Origin of the sequence: Paenibacillus sp. FSL F4-0100 (assembly GCF_037993005.1) — a bacterium.
Taxonomy (GTDB): domain Bacteria; phylum Bacillota; class Bacilli; order Paenibacillales; family Paenibacillaceae; genus Paenibacillus_AQ.
Genome location: NZ_CP150303.1, coordinates 623,101 through 639,733, shown reverse-complemented (window position 1 = coordinate 639,733; position 16,633 = coordinate 623,101). Strand labels below are relative to the sequence as shown.

Annotated in this window: 15 protein-coding genes; 5 read left to right on the top strand and 10 right to left on the bottom strand. The window is 50.5% G+C overall.

Going from position 1 to position 16,633, the window contains the following annotated elements:
* Nucleotides 1-176: 176 nt before the first annotated feature.
* Both MHH48_RS02795 and MHH48_RS02790 read left to right on the top strand, forming a co-directional pair.
* Nucleotides 177-977 carry a helix-turn-helix domain-containing protein gene (locus tag MHH48_RS02795; protein WP_076322372.1) on the top strand — a complete coding sequence of 267 codons (801 nt, stop codon included), beginning with the start codon at nt 177-179 and terminating at the stop codon, nt 975-977.
* A gap of 19 nt (nt 978-996) precedes the next feature.
* The gene (locus MHH48_RS02790; protein WP_076322373.1) at nt 997-1,455 is read left to right on the top strand and encodes an SAM-dependent methyltransferase; all 459 of its coding nucleotides are present in this window, start codon (nt 997-999) and stop codon (nt 1,453-1,455) included.
* Nucleotides 1,456-1,581: 126 nt separating this feature from the next.
* Here MHH48_RS02790 and MHH48_RS02785 read toward each other — a convergent pair whose 3' ends face one another.
* Nucleotides 1,582-3,213: an ATP-binding protein gene (locus tag MHH48_RS02785; RefSeq protein WP_076322374.1), complete on the bottom strand. Its 1,632-nt coding sequence runs from the start codon at nt 3,211-3,213 to the stop codon at nt 1,582-1,584.
* Between the two features lie 237 nt (nt 3,214-3,450).
* On the opposite strand from MHH48_RS02785, the gene MHH48_RS02780 reads away from it, so the two are divergent.
* The gene (locus MHH48_RS02780; protein ID WP_076322375.1) at nt 3,451-4,062 is read left to right on the top strand and encodes a hypothetical protein; all 612 of its coding nucleotides are present in this window, start codon (nt 3,451-3,453) and stop codon (nt 4,060-4,062) included.
* 165 nt (nt 4,063-4,227) lie between these two features.
* Here MHH48_RS02780 and MHH48_RS02775 read toward each other — a convergent pair whose 3' ends face one another.
* From MHH48_RS02775 to MHH48_RS02765, 3 genes are all read right to left on the bottom strand, one after another.
* Nucleotides 4,228-5,649: an aspartate ammonia-lyase gene (locus MHH48_RS02775; protein ID WP_076322679.1), complete on the bottom strand. Its 1,422-nt coding sequence runs from the start codon at nt 5,647-5,649 to the stop codon at nt 4,228-4,230.
* 259 nt (nt 5,650-5,908) lie between these two features.
* Nucleotides 5,909-7,273, bottom strand: a complete 1,365-nt coding sequence (locus tag MHH48_RS02770) for a HAMP domain-containing sensor histidine kinase (protein WP_076322376.1) — start codon at nt 7,271-7,273, stop codon at nt 5,909-5,911.
* Nucleotides 7,270-7,989: a response regulator transcription factor gene (locus tag MHH48_RS02765; protein WP_076322377.1), complete on the bottom strand. Its 720-nt coding sequence runs from the start codon at nt 7,987-7,989 to the stop codon at nt 7,270-7,272. The genes MHH48_RS02770 and MHH48_RS02765 overlap by 4 nt, the downstream gene beginning before the upstream one ends.
* Nucleotides 7,990-8,149: 160 nt before the next feature.
* On the opposite strand from MHH48_RS02765, the gene MHH48_RS02760 reads away from it, so the two are divergent.
* On the top strand, nt 8,150-8,878 hold the full coding sequence (locus tag MHH48_RS02760) for a hypothetical protein (protein ID WP_076322378.1): 729 nt from the start codon (nt 8,150-8,152) through the stop codon (nt 8,876-8,878).
* Between the two features lie 103 nt (nt 8,879-8,981).
* Here MHH48_RS02760 and MHH48_RS02755 read toward each other — a convergent pair whose 3' ends face one another.
* Entirely contained in the window at nt 8,982-9,899 is a 918-nt protein-coding gene (locus MHH48_RS02755) for a polysaccharide deacetylase family protein (protein ID WP_076322379.1), read from the bottom strand.
* The gene (locus MHH48_RS02750; protein WP_076322380.1) at nt 9,871-11,193 is read right to left on the bottom strand and encodes an MFS transporter; all 1,323 of its coding nucleotides are present in this window, start codon (nt 11,191-11,193) and stop codon (nt 9,871-9,873) included. The genes MHH48_RS02755 and MHH48_RS02750 overlap by 29 nt, the downstream gene beginning before the upstream one ends.
* 214 nt (nt 11,194-11,407) lie before the next feature.
* On the opposite strand from MHH48_RS02750, the gene MHH48_RS02745 reads away from it, so the two are divergent.
* Nucleotides 11,408-12,124, top strand: coding sequence for a DUF421 domain-containing protein (locus MHH48_RS02745; protein ID WP_076322381.1), 717 nt, complete (start codon nt 11,408-11,410; stop codon nt 12,122-12,124).
* A 50-nt stretch (nt 12,125-12,174) separates the two neighbouring features.
* Here the strand turns inward: MHH48_RS02745 and MHH48_RS02740 are convergent, their stop codons facing one another.
* The 4 genes from MHH48_RS02740 to MHH48_RS02725 form a co-directional block, all read right to left on the bottom strand.
* Nucleotides 12,175-13,206 (bottom strand): copper amine oxidase N-terminal domain-containing protein, encoded by a 1,032-nt coding sequence (locus MHH48_RS02740; protein ID WP_076322382.1) that lies wholly within the window; start codon nt 13,204-13,206, stop codon nt 12,175-12,177.
* A gap of 166 nt (nt 13,207-13,372) precedes the next feature.
* Nucleotides 13,373-13,972 carry a TetR/AcrR family transcriptional regulator gene (locus MHH48_RS02735; protein ID WP_339269848.1) on the bottom strand — a complete coding sequence of 200 codons (600 nt, stop codon included), beginning with the start codon at nt 13,970-13,972 and terminating at the stop codon, nt 13,373-13,375.
* 28 nt (nt 13,973-14,000) lie between these two features.
* Entirely contained in the window at nt 14,001-15,455 is a 1,455-nt protein-coding gene (locus MHH48_RS02730; RefSeq protein WP_076322384.1) for an MDR family MFS transporter, read from the bottom strand.
* Nucleotides 15,456-15,734: 279 nt separating this feature from the next.
* Complete coding sequence (locus MHH48_RS02725; RefSeq protein WP_076322385.1) at nt 15,735-16,454, bottom strand: glycerophosphodiester phosphodiesterase family protein; 720 nt, start codon at nt 16,452-16,454, stop codon at nt 15,735-15,737.
* Nucleotides 16,455-16,633 lie beyond the last annotated feature (179 nt).

Genomic DNA, 16,633 nt, shown 5'->3' with positions numbered 1-16,633 from the left:
TAAGACCGGCTTGTCCTCCTATGATATGATGATGTTATCAAGAAGCTGCGATCCAAGTATTGTAAAAATGCGACAGGCTGCAACCTGTAGAATCACTTCAAGCACAAGTCCCGTATGAGGGCCAGTGGTCCATCGATCCTGGCCTGTTACGGATTATCGGAGGTGTTTATGTATCCATGATTCAGCATCCTCGTCAGTCCAGCCTCGGCATTTTGAACATGAACAGAGCCGGAGAGAAGTTCCAACTCCTGCGAGTTCCCCCATCCAAGGACCTTTCCTATTTCATCAAGCATTACTGGATCATTCATTGGGATTTAACCGATCAAGAGCCTTATCTGCAGGATGTTGTTCCTAATCCTTGCGCCAACTTGGTTGTTCAGCCCCATCGAACCGCTTTTTACGGCGTATCCAGTACCAGGCATTCCTACCATCTGGAGGGCAGGGGGCAAGTATTCGGGATCAAGTTCAGACCCGGCGGGTTCTATCCGTTCGTAAACACGTCCATGGACCGTCTGACGGATTCCTCCATAGGGACCATGGAGGTTCTCCAAATCGAGCCCCATACGCTGGAGCAGCAGCTATTGACCGCAGAGGAACCGGAGCAAAAGGTTAGGTACATGGAGGAGCTTATTCGCCGCGTTCTTCCCGAAGAAGATGAACAGATCGAACGGATTCATACCATCATTGATCGGATTCATCACAACCGGGACATCATTCGGGTCGAGCAGGTTTGCGAATGGTTCGAGATGAGCCCGAGATCACTTCAGCGCCTGTTCAAGCAATACGTCGGGGTAAACCCTAAATGGGTGATTCGCCTGTACCGACTGCAGAATGTCGCCGAGATGCTTGAAGGCCTTGATCATCAGGATGTGCTGGAGCTGGCCATGGATATGGGTTATTATGACCAGTCGCATTTTATCCGGGATTTTAAAGCGGTGATCGGTAAAACACCAGAAGTTTATATAAAGGAACGATAAACCTGAAGGAGGAAACAGCATGTATACGATACAGGCGATCGGAACGATCCATAACGAAAGAAAGGCGATTCAGGATGATTACTGGGGGGATGTTATCTCGGAGATCAAGCTGGGCAAAGAATGGGATGAATGCTCCCTGGATGGGATTGAAACGTTCAGCCACCTTGAAATCATCTATGTATTCCATCTCGTCCAGGACGACAGCATCCAGTACGCGGCGAGACATCCGCGAAATAATCCGAGCTTTCCCAAGGTCGGTATCTTCGCCCAGCGGGGCAAAAACCGCCCCAACAAGCTAGGAGCCACCATGGTGGAGTTGGTAAGCAGAGAGGGCAGGTCCGTTTTCGTGAAAGGGCTGGATGCTATAGACGGGACTCCCGTCGTTGATATCAAGCCTGTCATGGAGGAATTTTTGCCGAAGACAAAGACCAAGCAGCCCGAATGGGCTACGGACATCATGTCCCGTTACTGGGAATAATGATTGAGCAATCCATCGTACAAAAACAGCGCTGCCGCGCCTGTCCCTGAGGTTCAAGGGACTGGCCTGGCCAGCGCTGTTTCTGTTAATCCGCATAATTCTGCATAACCTTAATAGTTAATCAGCTTAACTAGATGGGCTCTGACTCGAGATCGGCAGACTTATTTCGACCGATGTTCCCCGCTCTTCCTCGCTCCGGATGACAATCCGGCCATTGTGGCTCTCCATGATCCGGTGGACGATCATAATACCAAGGCCATTGCCGTCCGGCTTGGTCGTATGAAAAGGCTCCCCAATCCGCTGAAGCACGTCATCCGTCATGCCGGAGCCGTTATCCGTAAAAATCACGCGTTGATATCCTTCCTGCACATCCAGATGAATGTGAATATTCCCGCCATGCGGCAAGGCTTCCATCGCATTCTTCAGAATATTAAGAAATACCTGCTTAATCTGATTCCGGTCACATAGAATCGTTGCATGCTGCCCGATGCATTGAGTCATGTCGATCCCGCTAAGCTCCGCCTGAATGGCAAACAAGTGGAGCACCTCTGTCAGAATTTCACCGCAGTCCTCTAGCTTAAAAACCGCAGCCTGGGGCTTTCCCAGAATCATAAATTCCCCTACCATCAGATTAGCCCGCTCCAGCTCGGACATAATCAGGTCATAGTGCCGAAGGCAGGCGTCCTTATTCGCTAACTGGAGCATTCCCTTCACTGTGGTGAGAGGATTGCGCACTTCATGAGCGATGCTTACGGCAACCTGACCGGCAAATACCAGCTTTTCCGTATTCCGCAGCACTTCCTCCGTCCGCTTCAGCTCTGTAATATCACGAAGAAAACCTACCACCCGCATGAGCTGTCCCTCACGGTCATAAGCAGGCTGAACATCAAGTATATAGTGATTCATGTTTCCAGAAATCTCAAGCGAAAGCTCTTCTCCGATGCAGATTTGCTGCCGATGTATCACCCGCTCATAAAACTCGCCAATCGGCTTAATTCCGAAGACCGATCGACCCACATATTGGGCTCGGTTTCGGTCGCTGCCGTCCGGGCACAGCAGGCTTAAGCTGGTTTCGTTCATCTCCAGAATTTGACCCGTTGCATCGGTAATGATTACGCCATAATGATTCGTTCCGAGGAGCACCTGATTCAGGGTTTGCAACTGCGTGTTCTGTTTGCGGGTAACCATCTCCCGTTCCAGGGAATCGGCCATCGTGCACAGCAAGGCATGCAAATGCGGGTGAACGAACTCCCTGTTCGTCATTAGAGAGATCGTTCCTATAATCGCCTTCCCATCCTCGCCGTGAAAGGGAGCCGAATAACATGCCATGCGATGAAGAATATGATGAAAATGGTCCTCTCCTATCAATGTAAATGGCCGTTCGTACCGGAGACACAGATCAATTGAGCTCGGACCGTCTACTTGGGAATAGCCGTTGCCTTCGGCAATACCCAAATACCGGGCTGTTTCTATAATGGTCGGGTCCCCTTCCATATCAAGAATGAATCCCTCGTTATCCGTAATTGTAATCACGACAGGGTTTCCTGATCCGGAGGAAAGGAACTTATTCACGAAAACTTGTATCACTTCAATGTACTCTTTATATTTTGCACGCCTTGCGGCCAATACCTCATCATTCAATCGATTCGTATGTGTTGGAACAAGCTCCGGGTCCATCCCCTTGTCTATACACTGCTGCTTAGTTTGCTGAATGATCTCCAGATCAGTTATTTCACCACATTGATTATCCAAAATCACATACCCCTTTTTATCATACTGCCACTTTAATGTAACCTAACGTTTATTCTATCACTTTTATCGGCAGATGGAGCCTGCCGGTAAACTTAATAGAAAGTGAACTGGCAGCCTTCATCTTAACATTTATGAATATATACGGGATAAGCAGAACTTTGGAAACATATTCTTTTATTCTTCTCCAGTTATGTAACTCTTTACAGGAAATATCCGTTTAGGATGTAAAGGAGATGAGAATCCATGTTCAAACCCAATATTGCTTACCTGTTCCTCATGGCCGTTCTATTTCTTGTAACAGCCTGCTCGAGCAATCAAGCTGAAGCGCCGACTTCATCATCCGAACCTGCGACAACTGCAGTGATTGACCACAACAGTCCGGCGGAGAACGTATTTTCATTATATAAAGGAGAGGACATGAGTACCGAGAATAAAGTCACGAACATGCTTGCTCAATTGGAAGGCATAGACTGGGCAGAATATAACCGCCTGAGTAATAGCCAAACATTGGCGACTCTTGAGCTGCTGTATACCCACCGCTCCCTTATCAAACCCGAGCATTACAGAAGCCTGTTCCTGGCAACAACAAATCTCGACGGCGCCTCTGCCGAGCAATATGCCGCCATCGCAGGAGATTTGTTTACCCAAGACACGGAAGGCATGGTTCAAGCACTCGCTGATTTGAGTGACGATGCTAACAGGCAAAGTGTCATTTCCAGTATTGCTTACCATCTTGGTTACCAGGATGTTTCACAGGTGAAACTAGAGCTCGAACAATGGCAAACGAATAAGGGGCTGGATGATCCCGAGAAGAACGTCATCGCCTCCCTTATAGCCGCACTCAACAATCCATAATACCAACACACCACCCTTATCCTGCCGGTAACATCTTGCGACCGGATTCAAACGGTTTCACAAGCCTTATCTATGTCATCAACCGGAGATAACCGACAGCGAAAAAAAGCCGACCAAGATCTACATCTTAGTCGGCTCTTTGTATCGATAAAACAAGGGTACACCTTATTGGTTTAGCAGGAACTCTTCTCCGGCAATGCCTGGGGATGTCATATGGTAAGGGTCCAGGATGACCTGGATCTGTTCCTCTGTCAAAAGACCTTGCTCCAGAATAATCTCCTTGATGCTTTGGCCTGTCTTCTGGGCTTCCTTCACCAGTCTGGAGGCTACGTCATAACCCAGATGCGGGTTCAATGCCGTAATAATGCCGTAGCTGTTATCCACGAAGTACTTGCAGCGTTCTTTATTCGCTGTAAGATCGACCATCAGATTCTTGTAGAACACATCCATGCCGTTCTTCAGAATTTTGAGGGAATGCATCAAGTTGTTCGCTGCGACCGGAACCATGACGTTAAGTTCGAATTGCCCGGCTTCGCATGCCAAACTGATCGTATGGTCATTGCCGATAACTTGAAACGACACCTGGTTCATGACCTCGGCCATCACCGGATTGACCTTGCCCGGCATAATCGACGAACCCGGTTGTCTCGCCGGTACGTTCAATTCGTTCAAGCCCGCTCTCGGGCCGGAAGCCATCAAGCGGATATCGTTGCACATTTTCGAGAAGTTTACGGCACACACTTTGAGCGCAGCCGACAATTCCATATACGCATCGGTGTTCTGGGTGGCATCGACCAAATCTTCGGCTTGTTTCAAGGAGAAGCCTGTCTGCTCAATCAAATGCTGAACAACGCTGTGCATATAGTCAGGCGTTGCATTAAGCCCCGTACCTACGGCCGTCGCCCCCATATTAACAACTAACAAACCTTGAGCTGCCCGCTCGATCCGGTTGATATCACGCGTCAGAACATTGGCATAAGCCCCGAACTCTTGTCCGAGTCGAATCGGTACCGCATCCTGCAGATGCGTGCGCCCCATCTTGATGACATCATCAAACTCCTTGGCCTTCTCCTGAATGCCGGCAACCAAGGTCCGGAATACTCCAAGCAGATCCTGCGTCAGACGGTAAGACGCGATGCGGATCGCCGTCGGGATAGCATCGTTCGTGGATTGCGACATATTGACATGATTATTAGGATTGCAGTAGAAATACTCGGCCTTCTGTTTTCCCAAAATCTCCAGCGCTCGGTTCGCCAAGACCTCATTCATATTCATATTGATCGAAGTGCCTGCTCCGCCCTGGATGGAATCGACAATGAATTCGGAACGGAGATTGCCCGCGATGATCTCGTCTGCCGCCTCTATAATGGCACTGCCTATCTTTTTCGGCAGCAGGCCAAGCTCCATGTTCGCCAGCGCCGCGGCTTTCTTAACCTCGCCCAGTGCAGAAATCAATTCTGCATGAATGGGAACCCCGCTGATCGGAAAGTTCTCTACCGCCCTAACCGTATTAATGCCGTAATAGGCTTCTACAGGAAGCTGTTTTTCCCCCAGAAAATCTTTTTCAATTCGATACTGCATATCCATGGACAACATCACCATCGCCTTTTGATTATTTTGTATCATGCTTGTCACCTGTTATCATCCAGCTTGCCCGGATATATACAGAATTCTGCCTTCCCACTTGAAATCCTCTATAGCTTACGCGTTTTGTTAGAGAATATTGATTGATATGTGCGAATGCGCAAAAAAAAGAGACTTCCTTTAAGTATAAATACCCAGAAAAAGTCCCTCTTACCCAACCAGGGTTATTCCGTCTATGGACACCGATTGGGGCACACATGAACTAGACCATGGTTGTCTTCCTATACGGAGGAAAACCTAACGAGATGACGGCTCCTCCCTCTTTCCGATTTCCCGCCGTGATCAGCCCTCCACAGCGTTCCACGATGGCGCGGGCAATCGCCAAGCCCAGGCCGGATTCCCCGTTCTTGCCCTTCACGAAACGGTGGAACAAATACGGAAGCAGCTCCTCGGATATGCCTTCGCCATCATCGGAAACGGTGAGCACGACTTGGCCTTTCTGGATGGCCGCTTGAATGTAGATGTGCTTGCTTGCGTGCCTTGCTCCATTCGAAACGATGTTCAGCAGTGCTTGCAGCAGCTTATCCCGGTCGGCATACACCATTAACGATTCATCATCTCCATAGGAAGGATGCACGAACAGTCCTTTTTTCACCAGGAGAGGATTGACTCTTTCGATCGTCTCTTCCACGAGCTCCCTCAAATTCACTTCTGTCGCCTTGAATATATCATCTTCACTGTCCAGTTTAGCGAGCAGCGTCATCTCGGTCACGATATTTCTCATCCGGCTGCTTTCGCTCATAATGATATCCAGCCCTTTGCGGATATCCTCCCCTTCGAATACGCCGTCCCGAATTCCCTCCGCATAGCCGGATATGGACATGAGCGGCGACTTTAGCTCGTGGGAGGCATTCTGGAAAAATTGCTTCTGCACATGGTTGTACCGCTCCAGCTCACCCGCCATTTCGTAGACGGACTCTGCAACTGCGCCGATCTCCCCGCTTGCGGACACACGCCGGACTTCGGAGAACTGGCGCTCCTTCACCTTCTTCAATTCTTCGCGCAGATGCATAAGCGGCTTAATCAGCCTCTTGGTAATGAACAGGCTTAAGATCACCATGATCACGGCCCCTACGCCAAATACGAGCATCAAGCGCCCCAGCAGCGCCTGCTCAATGGCCTTGATCTTGCTGACCGGCGTAATCAGCGTTACCGTTCCTTGGGGAACTGCCGTGACTTCTGTCAGATACATGTCACTCTTCGCCGCGATTTGGAAGGTTGCCGTGTCTTCCGGCGTAATTCGGGCTATCTCCGTATATGGATAGGAATGAGCAGCTGCCATAGGAGCTACCACATTACCTTGAGCATCTTGAATAATGACTTCCACATCCGCAATCCGCGAAGAAGTATAACCACTGACGGCAATCGGCGTACTATCGATTGGAAGACTCTGTGCGGCGGCCGTCTCCAGCTTTGCCGATAGTTCGGCACCGATGGACTGCATGTCCTTGCGCTGCGTACCGATAAAGTGATCCAGCAGTACGTAATGAATGACGACGGCCGTAACGGAAAGCACGAGTATTAGCGATAAAGCAAAAGCAAGATTGATCTGATGCACCAGCTTCATATCAACGTTTCCTCCCCATCCGTTCTCATTCGATATCCATGTCCCCATATGGCCTCGATCGGCAGCTGCTCCACTTTCTTTCGCAGCCGTTTGATGAGATGGTCGACCGCCCGGTCGCTTCCAAAATAGTCGTCCCCCCATACGGAGGTCAGCAGTTCGTCCCTGGTAAACGCACGGTTCGGATGCTCGGCAAACACTTTTAGCATCTCGAATTCCTTGTTCGTCATATCCACTTCTTCCCCGTTCCAGAATACTCGCCGCTCCTCCAGCATTAACTGAAGCCGTCCATTGCTAAGCTCCGGGGAAGCGGCCGCAAGCCGCGGAACGCTCTCCGCCTGATTGAATTTGTACCATCGATTTAGCTGCCGTTTGATTCGGGCAACCAGCTCGCGGGGACTGAATGGCTTGACCATATAATCGTCGCTTCCCAGCTCAAGCCCCAGTATTTTATCCACTTCGCTATCCTTGGCAGAGATCATGATGATCGGGACCTCGGCTTCCGCACGGATCCGCCGGCACAATTCGAAACCGTCCATGCCGGGCAGCATAATATCCAGCACCCACATATCCGGCGGGTTCGTTCTCCACATCTCCCACCCTTCCTCAGCCGTGCCAAGGCCCACGGTTCGATAGCCTTCCTTGCGCAAATAAGCCTCCACTAAATTTCGTATATGCTGATCATCGTCAATCACGGCGATGAGATAGTTTTGGTTCATATCCATGTACCTCCGAGCTTCGTCTCCTCCCAGTATACCAAGCTCCGGGATGATGAAGGGGAATGCCATTATTTTTCCACAAATACACCAATGTTCTGCCAATGCTGATTCGTACACTGGGTACTGTAAGACAAACCAACCCGATAAGGAGTGTTATACGATGAAACACAAACTGTTTGGTAAACTTGCCCTATCCGCTGCCCTGCTGGGATCAGCCGCCTTACCCGTACATGCCTCTGGTGCTGATACCCCAAGTGACGTACCGAGTCAAACAGGCAAAAGCGCGCCTCTTAAAACTACTGCAACCATCTCCATTCTGCCGAATCCGCTGGAATTGGCTGAGAAATACGCACCGGAAACGGTACAGGATTGGAAGGAGACGCTTGAGAAGTACGGCAAGCTTGCCGGAGCTGAGGGAACATTCTTTTTCTCCGACGCTACAACTGCAGTTGCCGGAGAGATGAAGCCGGTTGTGGCTGAAGGCGAATTCGAGGTTTCCGTTGCTATGAAGACTTCTCCGGCAAAAGATATCCAGGAATTAATAGACAGCGGGGACATCAAGGAATTCAAAGCAACCCAGATTAAGGACGTTATCACGCCGCTTGAAGGCATAACGCTGGAAAGGGCCGAAATGGTGAATGCAGAGTCCGATGAAGTGAAATACGACGTGATCCAAGGCGAGGCAGCAAGTTTCGCGGCAGTGAAGATCAGTGATGCAGCAAGTTTGGAAGTGAAGATCAACGATGAGGATCTGGCGTTCATCCATGCCAGAATCGATCTCTTCAAAGCGGTGGATTCCAAGGACTCCGACTCTATCAAAAAGGCGCTGACGAAATTGCTGGACCAATACAAGGAACAGATCGCCAAGTTGGAAGCTGAAGCGAAGTAAGGTTATACGGAGCAGCATATGTCGGCGCAAGCCGATCCTACTTAAAGCACAAACAACCCTTGCCGGTGCCGCGGCAGGGGTTGTTCTTCTGTATAGGCCTATATCACGATTTTTTCGTCATGACCTTCATCAGTTTAACAGCCGAGCGCACGCGGGGACGCTTCAAGTGCTCCTCCACATAACGGTAATCCGTTAATATCACCTTAGCATCCCGCAGTCCGTAGGCAAAATCGTCATCGAACAGCAGCCGGTACTCCCACACCCGCTTCTCCCAATTCGGGATATTCGCCAGCATCCACTCATCCTCGGCTCCGGGATGGACATAGGTTTCACTGACCCCTTCAGGGAGTCTATACAGCTTATCGATCAGCGATTGCTTGAAGCTGTCGTAGGTCTCCCCCTCGACAACAGGAAACGGATGGGAGAGCAGATAATCCGGGATTGGCACGCCAAACGTATCAGCAAGGCCTGAGGCGAGCGCAACCGGACGCTCGATATTCGGCAGCGAGCTGAGCAGCGGATCCTCCGGGTAGATGTAGCGGAACAATCGTGCGGGGAGGCGCCAACGCGAAGTCTTCCACAGCATCTGCGGAATGAGGCTTCGCCCCGTTTCCATCCCGTACAGGCTGCCCATATGATTATCCACATGACTGATACGGATGCCGGCCTTGCTCGCCAGCCGGTACTGCGCCTCCAGCTCTTTTAACACAGCACTTGTCACTGCTCCCCGTTCAAACTCCGGAACGGTCCGGTATTGATGACCGCTGGCGTCATGAAGGGAGGAGTGCCCCGTCAAACTGCGCCATCGCAGAGCCTCAAATTCGCTCGTCAAGGTTAGATGCAGCCCCACATTCGGTTGACGTCGGCGTGCCACCCAGGAGGCCGCTTCTTCAAAGCCGGGAGCCACGGTCATGATGGTTGCCGAGGAGACTTTGTTCTCCTCCAGCAGATGGCGAATCGCCTCATTCATGGCCTTGCTTTGCCCGAAATCGTCACAGTTGATGATCAGTCTTCGCTCCATGGTCGTGTCCGCCTCCTATAGTTTTTGAAAATTCGATTTTGGTTGCAAACGATAACAGAAAGGAAATAGCCAGCAAACACAATGGAACGACACTGATCAAATACCTGAAGGTCGATTCCGGATCACTTCCCGGATTGTCACCGCTTTCATATCCGAATATCATGCCTACCACAAAAAATGCCAGGGCAGAGATCAATCCGCTGGAACGCGTAATAAATCCGCTGACAGCCGTATAGATCCCCTCTCTGCGCAGCCCCGTCCGCTCCGCATCCTCGTCGATGATGTTGCCGCTAACCATGGCCGGCGTTACCAGAAATCCCGCCAGACCGAACCCAACGCCGATGCCTGCCAGAATCCCGCTGATCAGATCGTAACCAAACCAGAGCGGAATGACCGAAAGGCCATACACGCCGAGCGACAACCGCCATGCTCTCACACCATCCATTCTTCGAATCATCCAATACCAGACGAATACCAGCGGAATGACTGATACAAACACGGCTGCCAGCAGAATGGATACTTGATTGTCAGGGATGCGGAGCACGTACTTTGCATAAAAAGGGATCGTCGAGCTTATCAGTCCATTCACCGTCTGGGCAAAGGAGTTGGAGATGTTAAACACCCAAAACTTCTTGTTGCGCAAGGTTTCGCGGAACGCCTGGACGAGCTTGAGCGGCTCGCTTGCGGTGTACACCTCCTGCTCTCGGACGCTCATCATGCAGAGAAACATGAACACGCCGAACAGCAGTGCGTACAGAATCGCCATATTCGAGAACCCCATGGCGTCATAAATAATCGGGGTCAACGCGGTACCGATCAATAGTGCCACGACCTGGTAGCCCTGTTGGATGGCCGAGGCTTTTGCCCGGATGCGGTCTCCGCGGAACAGCTCGGGGAACAGCGCTCCATAATTGACCCATAGTACGGTCGCTACCGCTTCATACAGGATAAGGGCAACCAAGAACCACACGAACAGTCCGTTCTCAGACAATCCTTCCGGCGGCGAGAACACCAGCACGAATGTCAGCATGAACAGCGGAATGGCGCCGAACACCCACGGCCTGCGCCGTCCCAGCCGGGTATTGGTTCGATCGGACCAATACCCCATGAGCGGATTGTTAACCGCATCCCAGATCAGAAATACGGTTCGTGCCAGGGATGCAAGCCCAATGCCTAGACCCAATGTATCCACGTAGAAAAAGATGTAAAAGGAGCTGAACGCCTGGCTCGGGACCATCATGGCAAACATGCCAAGCGAAAATGAATACGGCGAATTCACCCAACTGCGCTTCATCCGTTTCCCTCCATCCGTCATGGACGATTTTGTTGTACAGTATTCTGCGGATGGCACGAATATACCTGCCTATGCGAAGGCTAAGTTGATTACGCCTACGGAACCGGACAATAGCCACGATGGGATCATAGAATTGGATGAGCATACATATTTTTCATGGCATCGGCCAACCCTTCTAAATAAGACCGTAAAATTTTCAGAAAGGGTCTGTGCCATGGAACTCCTCAAAGATCTTCTGTTAGTGCTTGGAAGAATTTATACCATCTACCCGCTGCTCTTGGGCGTTACCTTATTCATGGGCCGCCGCTCCATCGGCGAGCTTCCCGTGTTTGACTACATCATCATCCTGTCGCTCGGTTCCGTGATCGGAGCAGACATCGCAGATCCAAAAATCGAACATATCCACACCGCCTTCGCGATCGTCGCCATCGGCGTGTTACAGAAGATAGCCTCTGTCCTTCATGTGAAGAGCCGGCGCATCGGCAAGTGGATTACGTTCGAACCGATGATTGTCGTTAAAGACGGGCAGTTCATTTATCCGAATTTGAAAAAAGCCCGATACTCCATCGATAACATTTTGCAAATGCTGCGCGAGGAGCAGATATTTGACATAGCTGAAGTCGATATGGCGGTATTGGAGCCGAGTGGCGTCTTATCCATACTGAAAAAGATGGAGAAGACCGCCGTCACGCTGGAGGACCTGAAGTTAAAACGGCCGAATTCCGGGCTTTCTTACGCCGTCGTCAAAGAAGGACGCATTCAGACGATCACCCTCCAAAAATTAAACCTTACCGGGAAATGGCTGGAGACTCAGCTGGATGAGCGGGGAATCCCGCTCGATCAGGTGTTCTTTGCTTCACTCGATGAACAGAAGCGTTTAAACATCACCGTCTACGATAAGGAGATCCAGATCCCTCCCCTGTATCATTAATGATCCGAAAACAAGCCTGGCGCTGCCGCCAGGCTTGTTGTGTTCGTGACTTATTGAAGAACGATTTTAATGGCATTGCCGATCGGAGGCAGGCTCTTGGTCAGCACGGGGCTGTAATAACCGATAATCTCCGCATCGTCGGTCAATTCGGTAGCTTTCAAGGTTTTACCGTCTTTATTCACGACGACCGTCTCGGGTGTCAGATTCAGGATCACTTCGCTCGGCGATTGTTCCGTTAACCCTTTACCCTTAATCGTTACGCGTAGATTGCCGCCATCGGCATTGATGTCCGAGATGGCGCCAGCTGTAGCGAGCTGCTCCGCCTCTTCCTTGTCCGATTTAACGCTGATTTCAAAAGCGTGGGTCTGAGGAGGTAAGCTCGCGGTCATCGCCAAGCTATGAACCGCTTCGATCTTCATCCCTTCCGCAAGATCCTTAAGCTCAATCTTCGTACCTTCCGCATCGCGGATGATGGTGCTCTCATCCACATTCAGAACAATTCCTTCGGTTCCCGTGCCGTTCATGTGAACGGCTTTACGATCTTCGTTATTGATAATTTCGGTGATTTTGCCAGTGACGGTTTCCTTCTTAACCTCTTCTTCGGACGAGATGCTCACTTTCGTGCCATCGACCGATACGTTAGCTTGGAGCACTTCTCTGAAGAAATTAGCCGGAACATAGAGCGTGCCCTTCACATTTACTGGCGCAGCGCCGAGGGACTTGTACATTTTGTTAACCGTATACTGGTCTTTCCCCGTTTGCACGAGGGTCCAGATCGGGGATCCCGGTTTAGTCAGCTCCGCAGAGCGGTCCTGTTGATTCCAGCCCAGTTCAAATCCGAGCGCCTCGGATACGCTCCGCAGCGGGATCATGACCTGCTTCGCATCGGCGTTCATATAACCGGCGCCGGCCACTTTCTTACCGTTTACCAGAACCCCATAATCAATTACAGCCGATATCACGACCGGTTGTTGTTCCTGGTTGCCTCCAGCCTGGGGTGCTGCATAAGCTGCTGCGCCACCAGAGACAGCGATGGCTGCAACCATTAATGTCGCCGCTTGCTTCTTCCATTGTTTATTCATGCTCATCATCCTTTCTAGGTGCCTTAAATTATCATGTACTACTATACTGACGGGCGTATTAGCCAAATGTTGCAATGAAATGATAAGCGAATGTGCAAGATAGTACGCAGAAAGGCCGTTCCGGGATAGACTTATCAAGTCTTCCGAAACGGCCTCTTTATCTGACTTAGCGATGGATAAATAGCGGGTCAACAAAGCTTCTGCAATATTCCTCCGCAATCTGCTCCGCGCTGTATCCCATATCACGCATGTAGAGAATGATATCCGCGCGCGGCAGAGATGCGAGCATCACAGAGGTAAACTGAGGGTCAAGCGGCATCAGTACTCCCTGCTCCGCCGCACGCTCCAGCAGGCGCTTAATTTGAAACCGTAAAAACGTGAAGGGCGGGTTCTCGCACATAATGTTCTTGGTTTCCTCCAGACGGTCAGAGGTCAGCATCACCCTTAGCCACTCCAAATCTTCATTGAAATGCAGAATGACCTTTGTCATCACCGTCCGCAGCCGATGAGCCACCGGTTCACCTTCGCTGCTCTGAAGGTAAACGTCCAGCCCCTCCATAAACCGATCGATCTTGGCTTCCATCAACGTGAAGCAAATCTTGCTCTTGCTGGGGTAACGGCGGTACAAGGTGCCTTGCCCGATCCCAGCCGTTTTCGCCACTTGATGCATGGAGACGTCCTCGACTCCGTATTTATTAAATAAAGCCTGAGCCGTATCCAAAATCTTTTGACCCAACTCGTCATTCTCTTTCGGCAATGCACGCATCCCTTTCTAATTTGAACACACGGGAACCTTATGCAGCAGACTGTTCTTCTTCAACGGGTGAAGTTGTACGTTTAACAAATAAGCCCAGTACTAAAGCGATGATTGCAAGAACAAGTCCGATTACAAAAGCATTATGAAGACCGGCAACCATGCTCTCTACCGGATTGAGATCCCCGGTTGTTTCAACGTAATTTTTAGCACCTGCTGTCATGATGCTGATAAAGAGCGCCATACCTACGGCTCCTGCTACCTGCTGCAGTGTATTCATGATGGCTGTTCCATGCGGATACAGCAATCGCGGCAACTGATTCAACGCTGTAGTCTGGGCCGGCATCATAACCATCGAAATCCCTATCATCATCATAACATGAAGGAAGATGACATAACCACCGGTCCATGAAGAGTCGATGCGCGAGAACAGGAAAATGGCGACGCTCAAGAGAGCAAGACCTGGGATAATCAGAACTCTCGGTCCGAATTTATCGAATAGCTTTCCTGTAATCGGCGCCATCAATCCGTTGATGATACCGCCTGGCATCATGACAAGGCCAGCTGCAAGCGCAGTTAAGCCCAGTGCGTTCTGCAGGAACAATGGCAGCATGATCATGGTGGAGAACATGCTCATCATCAGCACCAGCATCAGCACGGTTACGAGCGAGAACATCGGAAATTTGAAGGTACGCAGATCCAGCATCGGTTCCTTCATCTTCAGTTGGCGCCATACGAAGAGCAGCAAGCTGATAGCCCCTGCCGTAATGCACCATACTACCTTCGGATCAGACCAAGTGCCTTCTCCGGCACTGCTGAATCCATATACGATACCCCCAAAACCGATAGTAGACAGAATAATCGAGATATAATCGACCTTCGGCTTGGTCAGGATCGATACGTTCTTAAGGAAAACCGCTGCAAATGCAATGGAGAACGCAGCAAGCGGAATGACCAGATAGAACAACCAGCGCCAGTTCAGCGCGTCCACGATCAAGCCGGACAGCGTCGGTCCGATCGCCGGGGCAGTCATGATGACAAGACCGATCATCCCCATGGCGGCTCCGCGATTCTGAGGCGGATAAATACTAAGTATCGTGTTCATCAGAACCGGCAGCATAAGCCCCGTTCCGACCGCTTGCAGGATACGCCCTACCAGCAGCACCCCAAATACCGGTGAAAAGCCGCAGATAATCGTACCTATAAGAAATAGCGTCATGGCGCCTATAAACATCTGTCTTGTCGTGAACCACAGCTGCAGCAGCGCCGTGACTGGCACCAGAATACCGACAACCAGCATATAGGATGTTGAAAGCCACTGCACCGTAGACTCTCCAATACCAAACTGCTCCATCAAGCTTGGGAAAGCGATGTTCAGCAGTGTCTCATTCAAGATGGAAACGAACGCGCCAATAATCAGTGCGGCAACAATCGGCCCTCTCTTTATTTTGCTTAAATCAATCTTGGCCGAACTTGGCCCCACTCCCATATCCAAGAGCTTATCCTCCCTTATCTCTGTATACACGGACAATTGTCCGGTAATGCGTTTTTTATTGTAACGGACAATTGTCCGCAGGTCAACTGAAAATTTTCATTAAATTTTCAATAAAAGAAAAATGGATGCCTTCCATGGTACGAATCCGCTGGGTCATGCAGTGGACACACATAGAATTACGGGTTGTTATCTTCTTCACAAAAAAAGGATCCGCCCTACGCCGCAACTTAGGACAGATCCTTCGATTTTATTATTCACGCACGTCGGCTTCGTGAGCCGTTATGCGTTCAGCGCAATCTTCTCCTTGTATACTCTGGCCCAGCCCTCCAGATTGTTCGTAACGATCAAGAGCTCAGGGTATTGGGCAAGAGATGCCAGTACAGCCTCATCATCCGGCGTCCAGACAATGAGCTGAACCCCCCGCTTACGCGCTTCCTCCATAAATGAAGGGGTCACGTACACATATTTAACGGACACATAACGAGCGCCGATCTCCTCCAGGTAAGGGAATACCGATGGCGTAGCTCCATATATCACCAGGCCCAGCTCGATTTCAGGGTCCAGGGAACGTGCTCGTTCAATGGAATAATGATCGAAGGAGGTGAGGAATACCTGCTTCTCCATGCCCGTTTCCTTGATCACGTCAATGACCTTCTGTTCCAGGCCGGGGTACGTATCCCCCATCTGCTTCAGCTCAATGTCAACGATCATCCGATCCTTGGCAAAGCGCAGTGCTTCCTCCAGCGTGGGAATGACTTCTCCTAAACCTGCATCCAGCTTGCGTATTTCCTCCAGCGTGAAGGCATTGATTGCCCCTGTTCCGTTGGTCGTCCGGTTTACCGTTGGATCATGGATCACAACGGGTACGCCGTCCTTTGTCAGCTGGACATCCAGTTCCAGGTGTGAGAAGCCAAGCTCCAACGCTTTCCGAAAGCCCAGCATCGTGTTCTCCGGGTATTTCAGCGGATATCCTCTATGAGCCAATCCCCGTACTTCCATGTGCCATTCCCTCCATATTTAAGTCGATTGATGGCCTCGATCACGGCCAGTACCGTACGTTAACGGACTGAGTTACGTAATCGGGATACCATTTGAAGCTCTATAGGACTGTTCGCCATGAACTTTCCGATCCCTGCTGTCTGCAGCAGATCATAACCTTCGGGAGAAAACAGAGAGAC

Coding starts and splice junctions, on each gene's coding strand:
- MHH48_RS02795 (WP_076322372.1), top strand. CDS start 177: ATGATTCAGCATCCTCGTCAGTCCAGCCTCGGCATTTTGAACATGAAC.
- MHH48_RS02790 (WP_076322373.1), top strand. CDS start 997: ATGTATACGATACAGGCGATCGGAACGATCCATAACGAAAGAAAGGCG.
- MHH48_RS02780 (WP_076322375.1), top strand. CDS start 3,451: ATGTTCAAACCCAATATTGCTTACCTGTTCCTCATGGCCGTTCTATTT.
- MHH48_RS02775 (WP_076322679.1), bottom strand. CDS start 5,649: ATGGATATGCAGTATCGAATTGAAAAAGATTTTCTGGGGGAAAAACAG.
- MHH48_RS02770 (WP_076322376.1), bottom strand. CDS start 7,273: ATGAAGCTGGTGCATCAGATCAATCTTGCTTTTGCTTTATCGCTAATA.
- MHH48_RS02765 (WP_076322377.1), bottom strand. CDS start 7,989: ATGAACCAAAACTATCTCATCGCCGTGATTGACGATGATCAGCATATA.
- MHH48_RS02760 (WP_076322378.1), top strand. CDS start 8,150: ATGAAACACAAACTGTTTGGTAAACTTGCCCTATCCGCTGCCCTGCTG.
- MHH48_RS02755 (WP_076322379.1), bottom strand. CDS start 9,899: ATGGAGCGAAGACTGATCATCAACTGTGACGATTTCGGGCAAAGCAAG.
- MHH48_RS02750 (WP_076322380.1), bottom strand. CDS start 11,193: ATGAAGCGCAGTTGGGTGAATTCGCCGTATTCATTTTCGCTTGGCATG.
- MHH48_RS02745 (WP_076322381.1), top strand. CDS start 11,408: ATGGAACTCCTCAAAGATCTTCTGTTAGTGCTTGGAAGAATTTATACC.
- MHH48_RS02740 (WP_076322382.1), bottom strand. CDS start 13,206: ATGAATAAACAATGGAAGAAGCAAGCGGCGACATTAATGGTTGCAGCC.
- MHH48_RS02735 (WP_339269848.1), bottom strand. CDS start 13,972: ATGCGTGCATTGCCGAAAGAGAATGACGAGTTGGGTCAAAAGATTTTG.
- MHH48_RS02725 (WP_076322385.1), bottom strand. CDS start 16,454: ATGGAAGTACGGGGATTGGCTCATAGAGGATATCCGCTGAAATACCCG.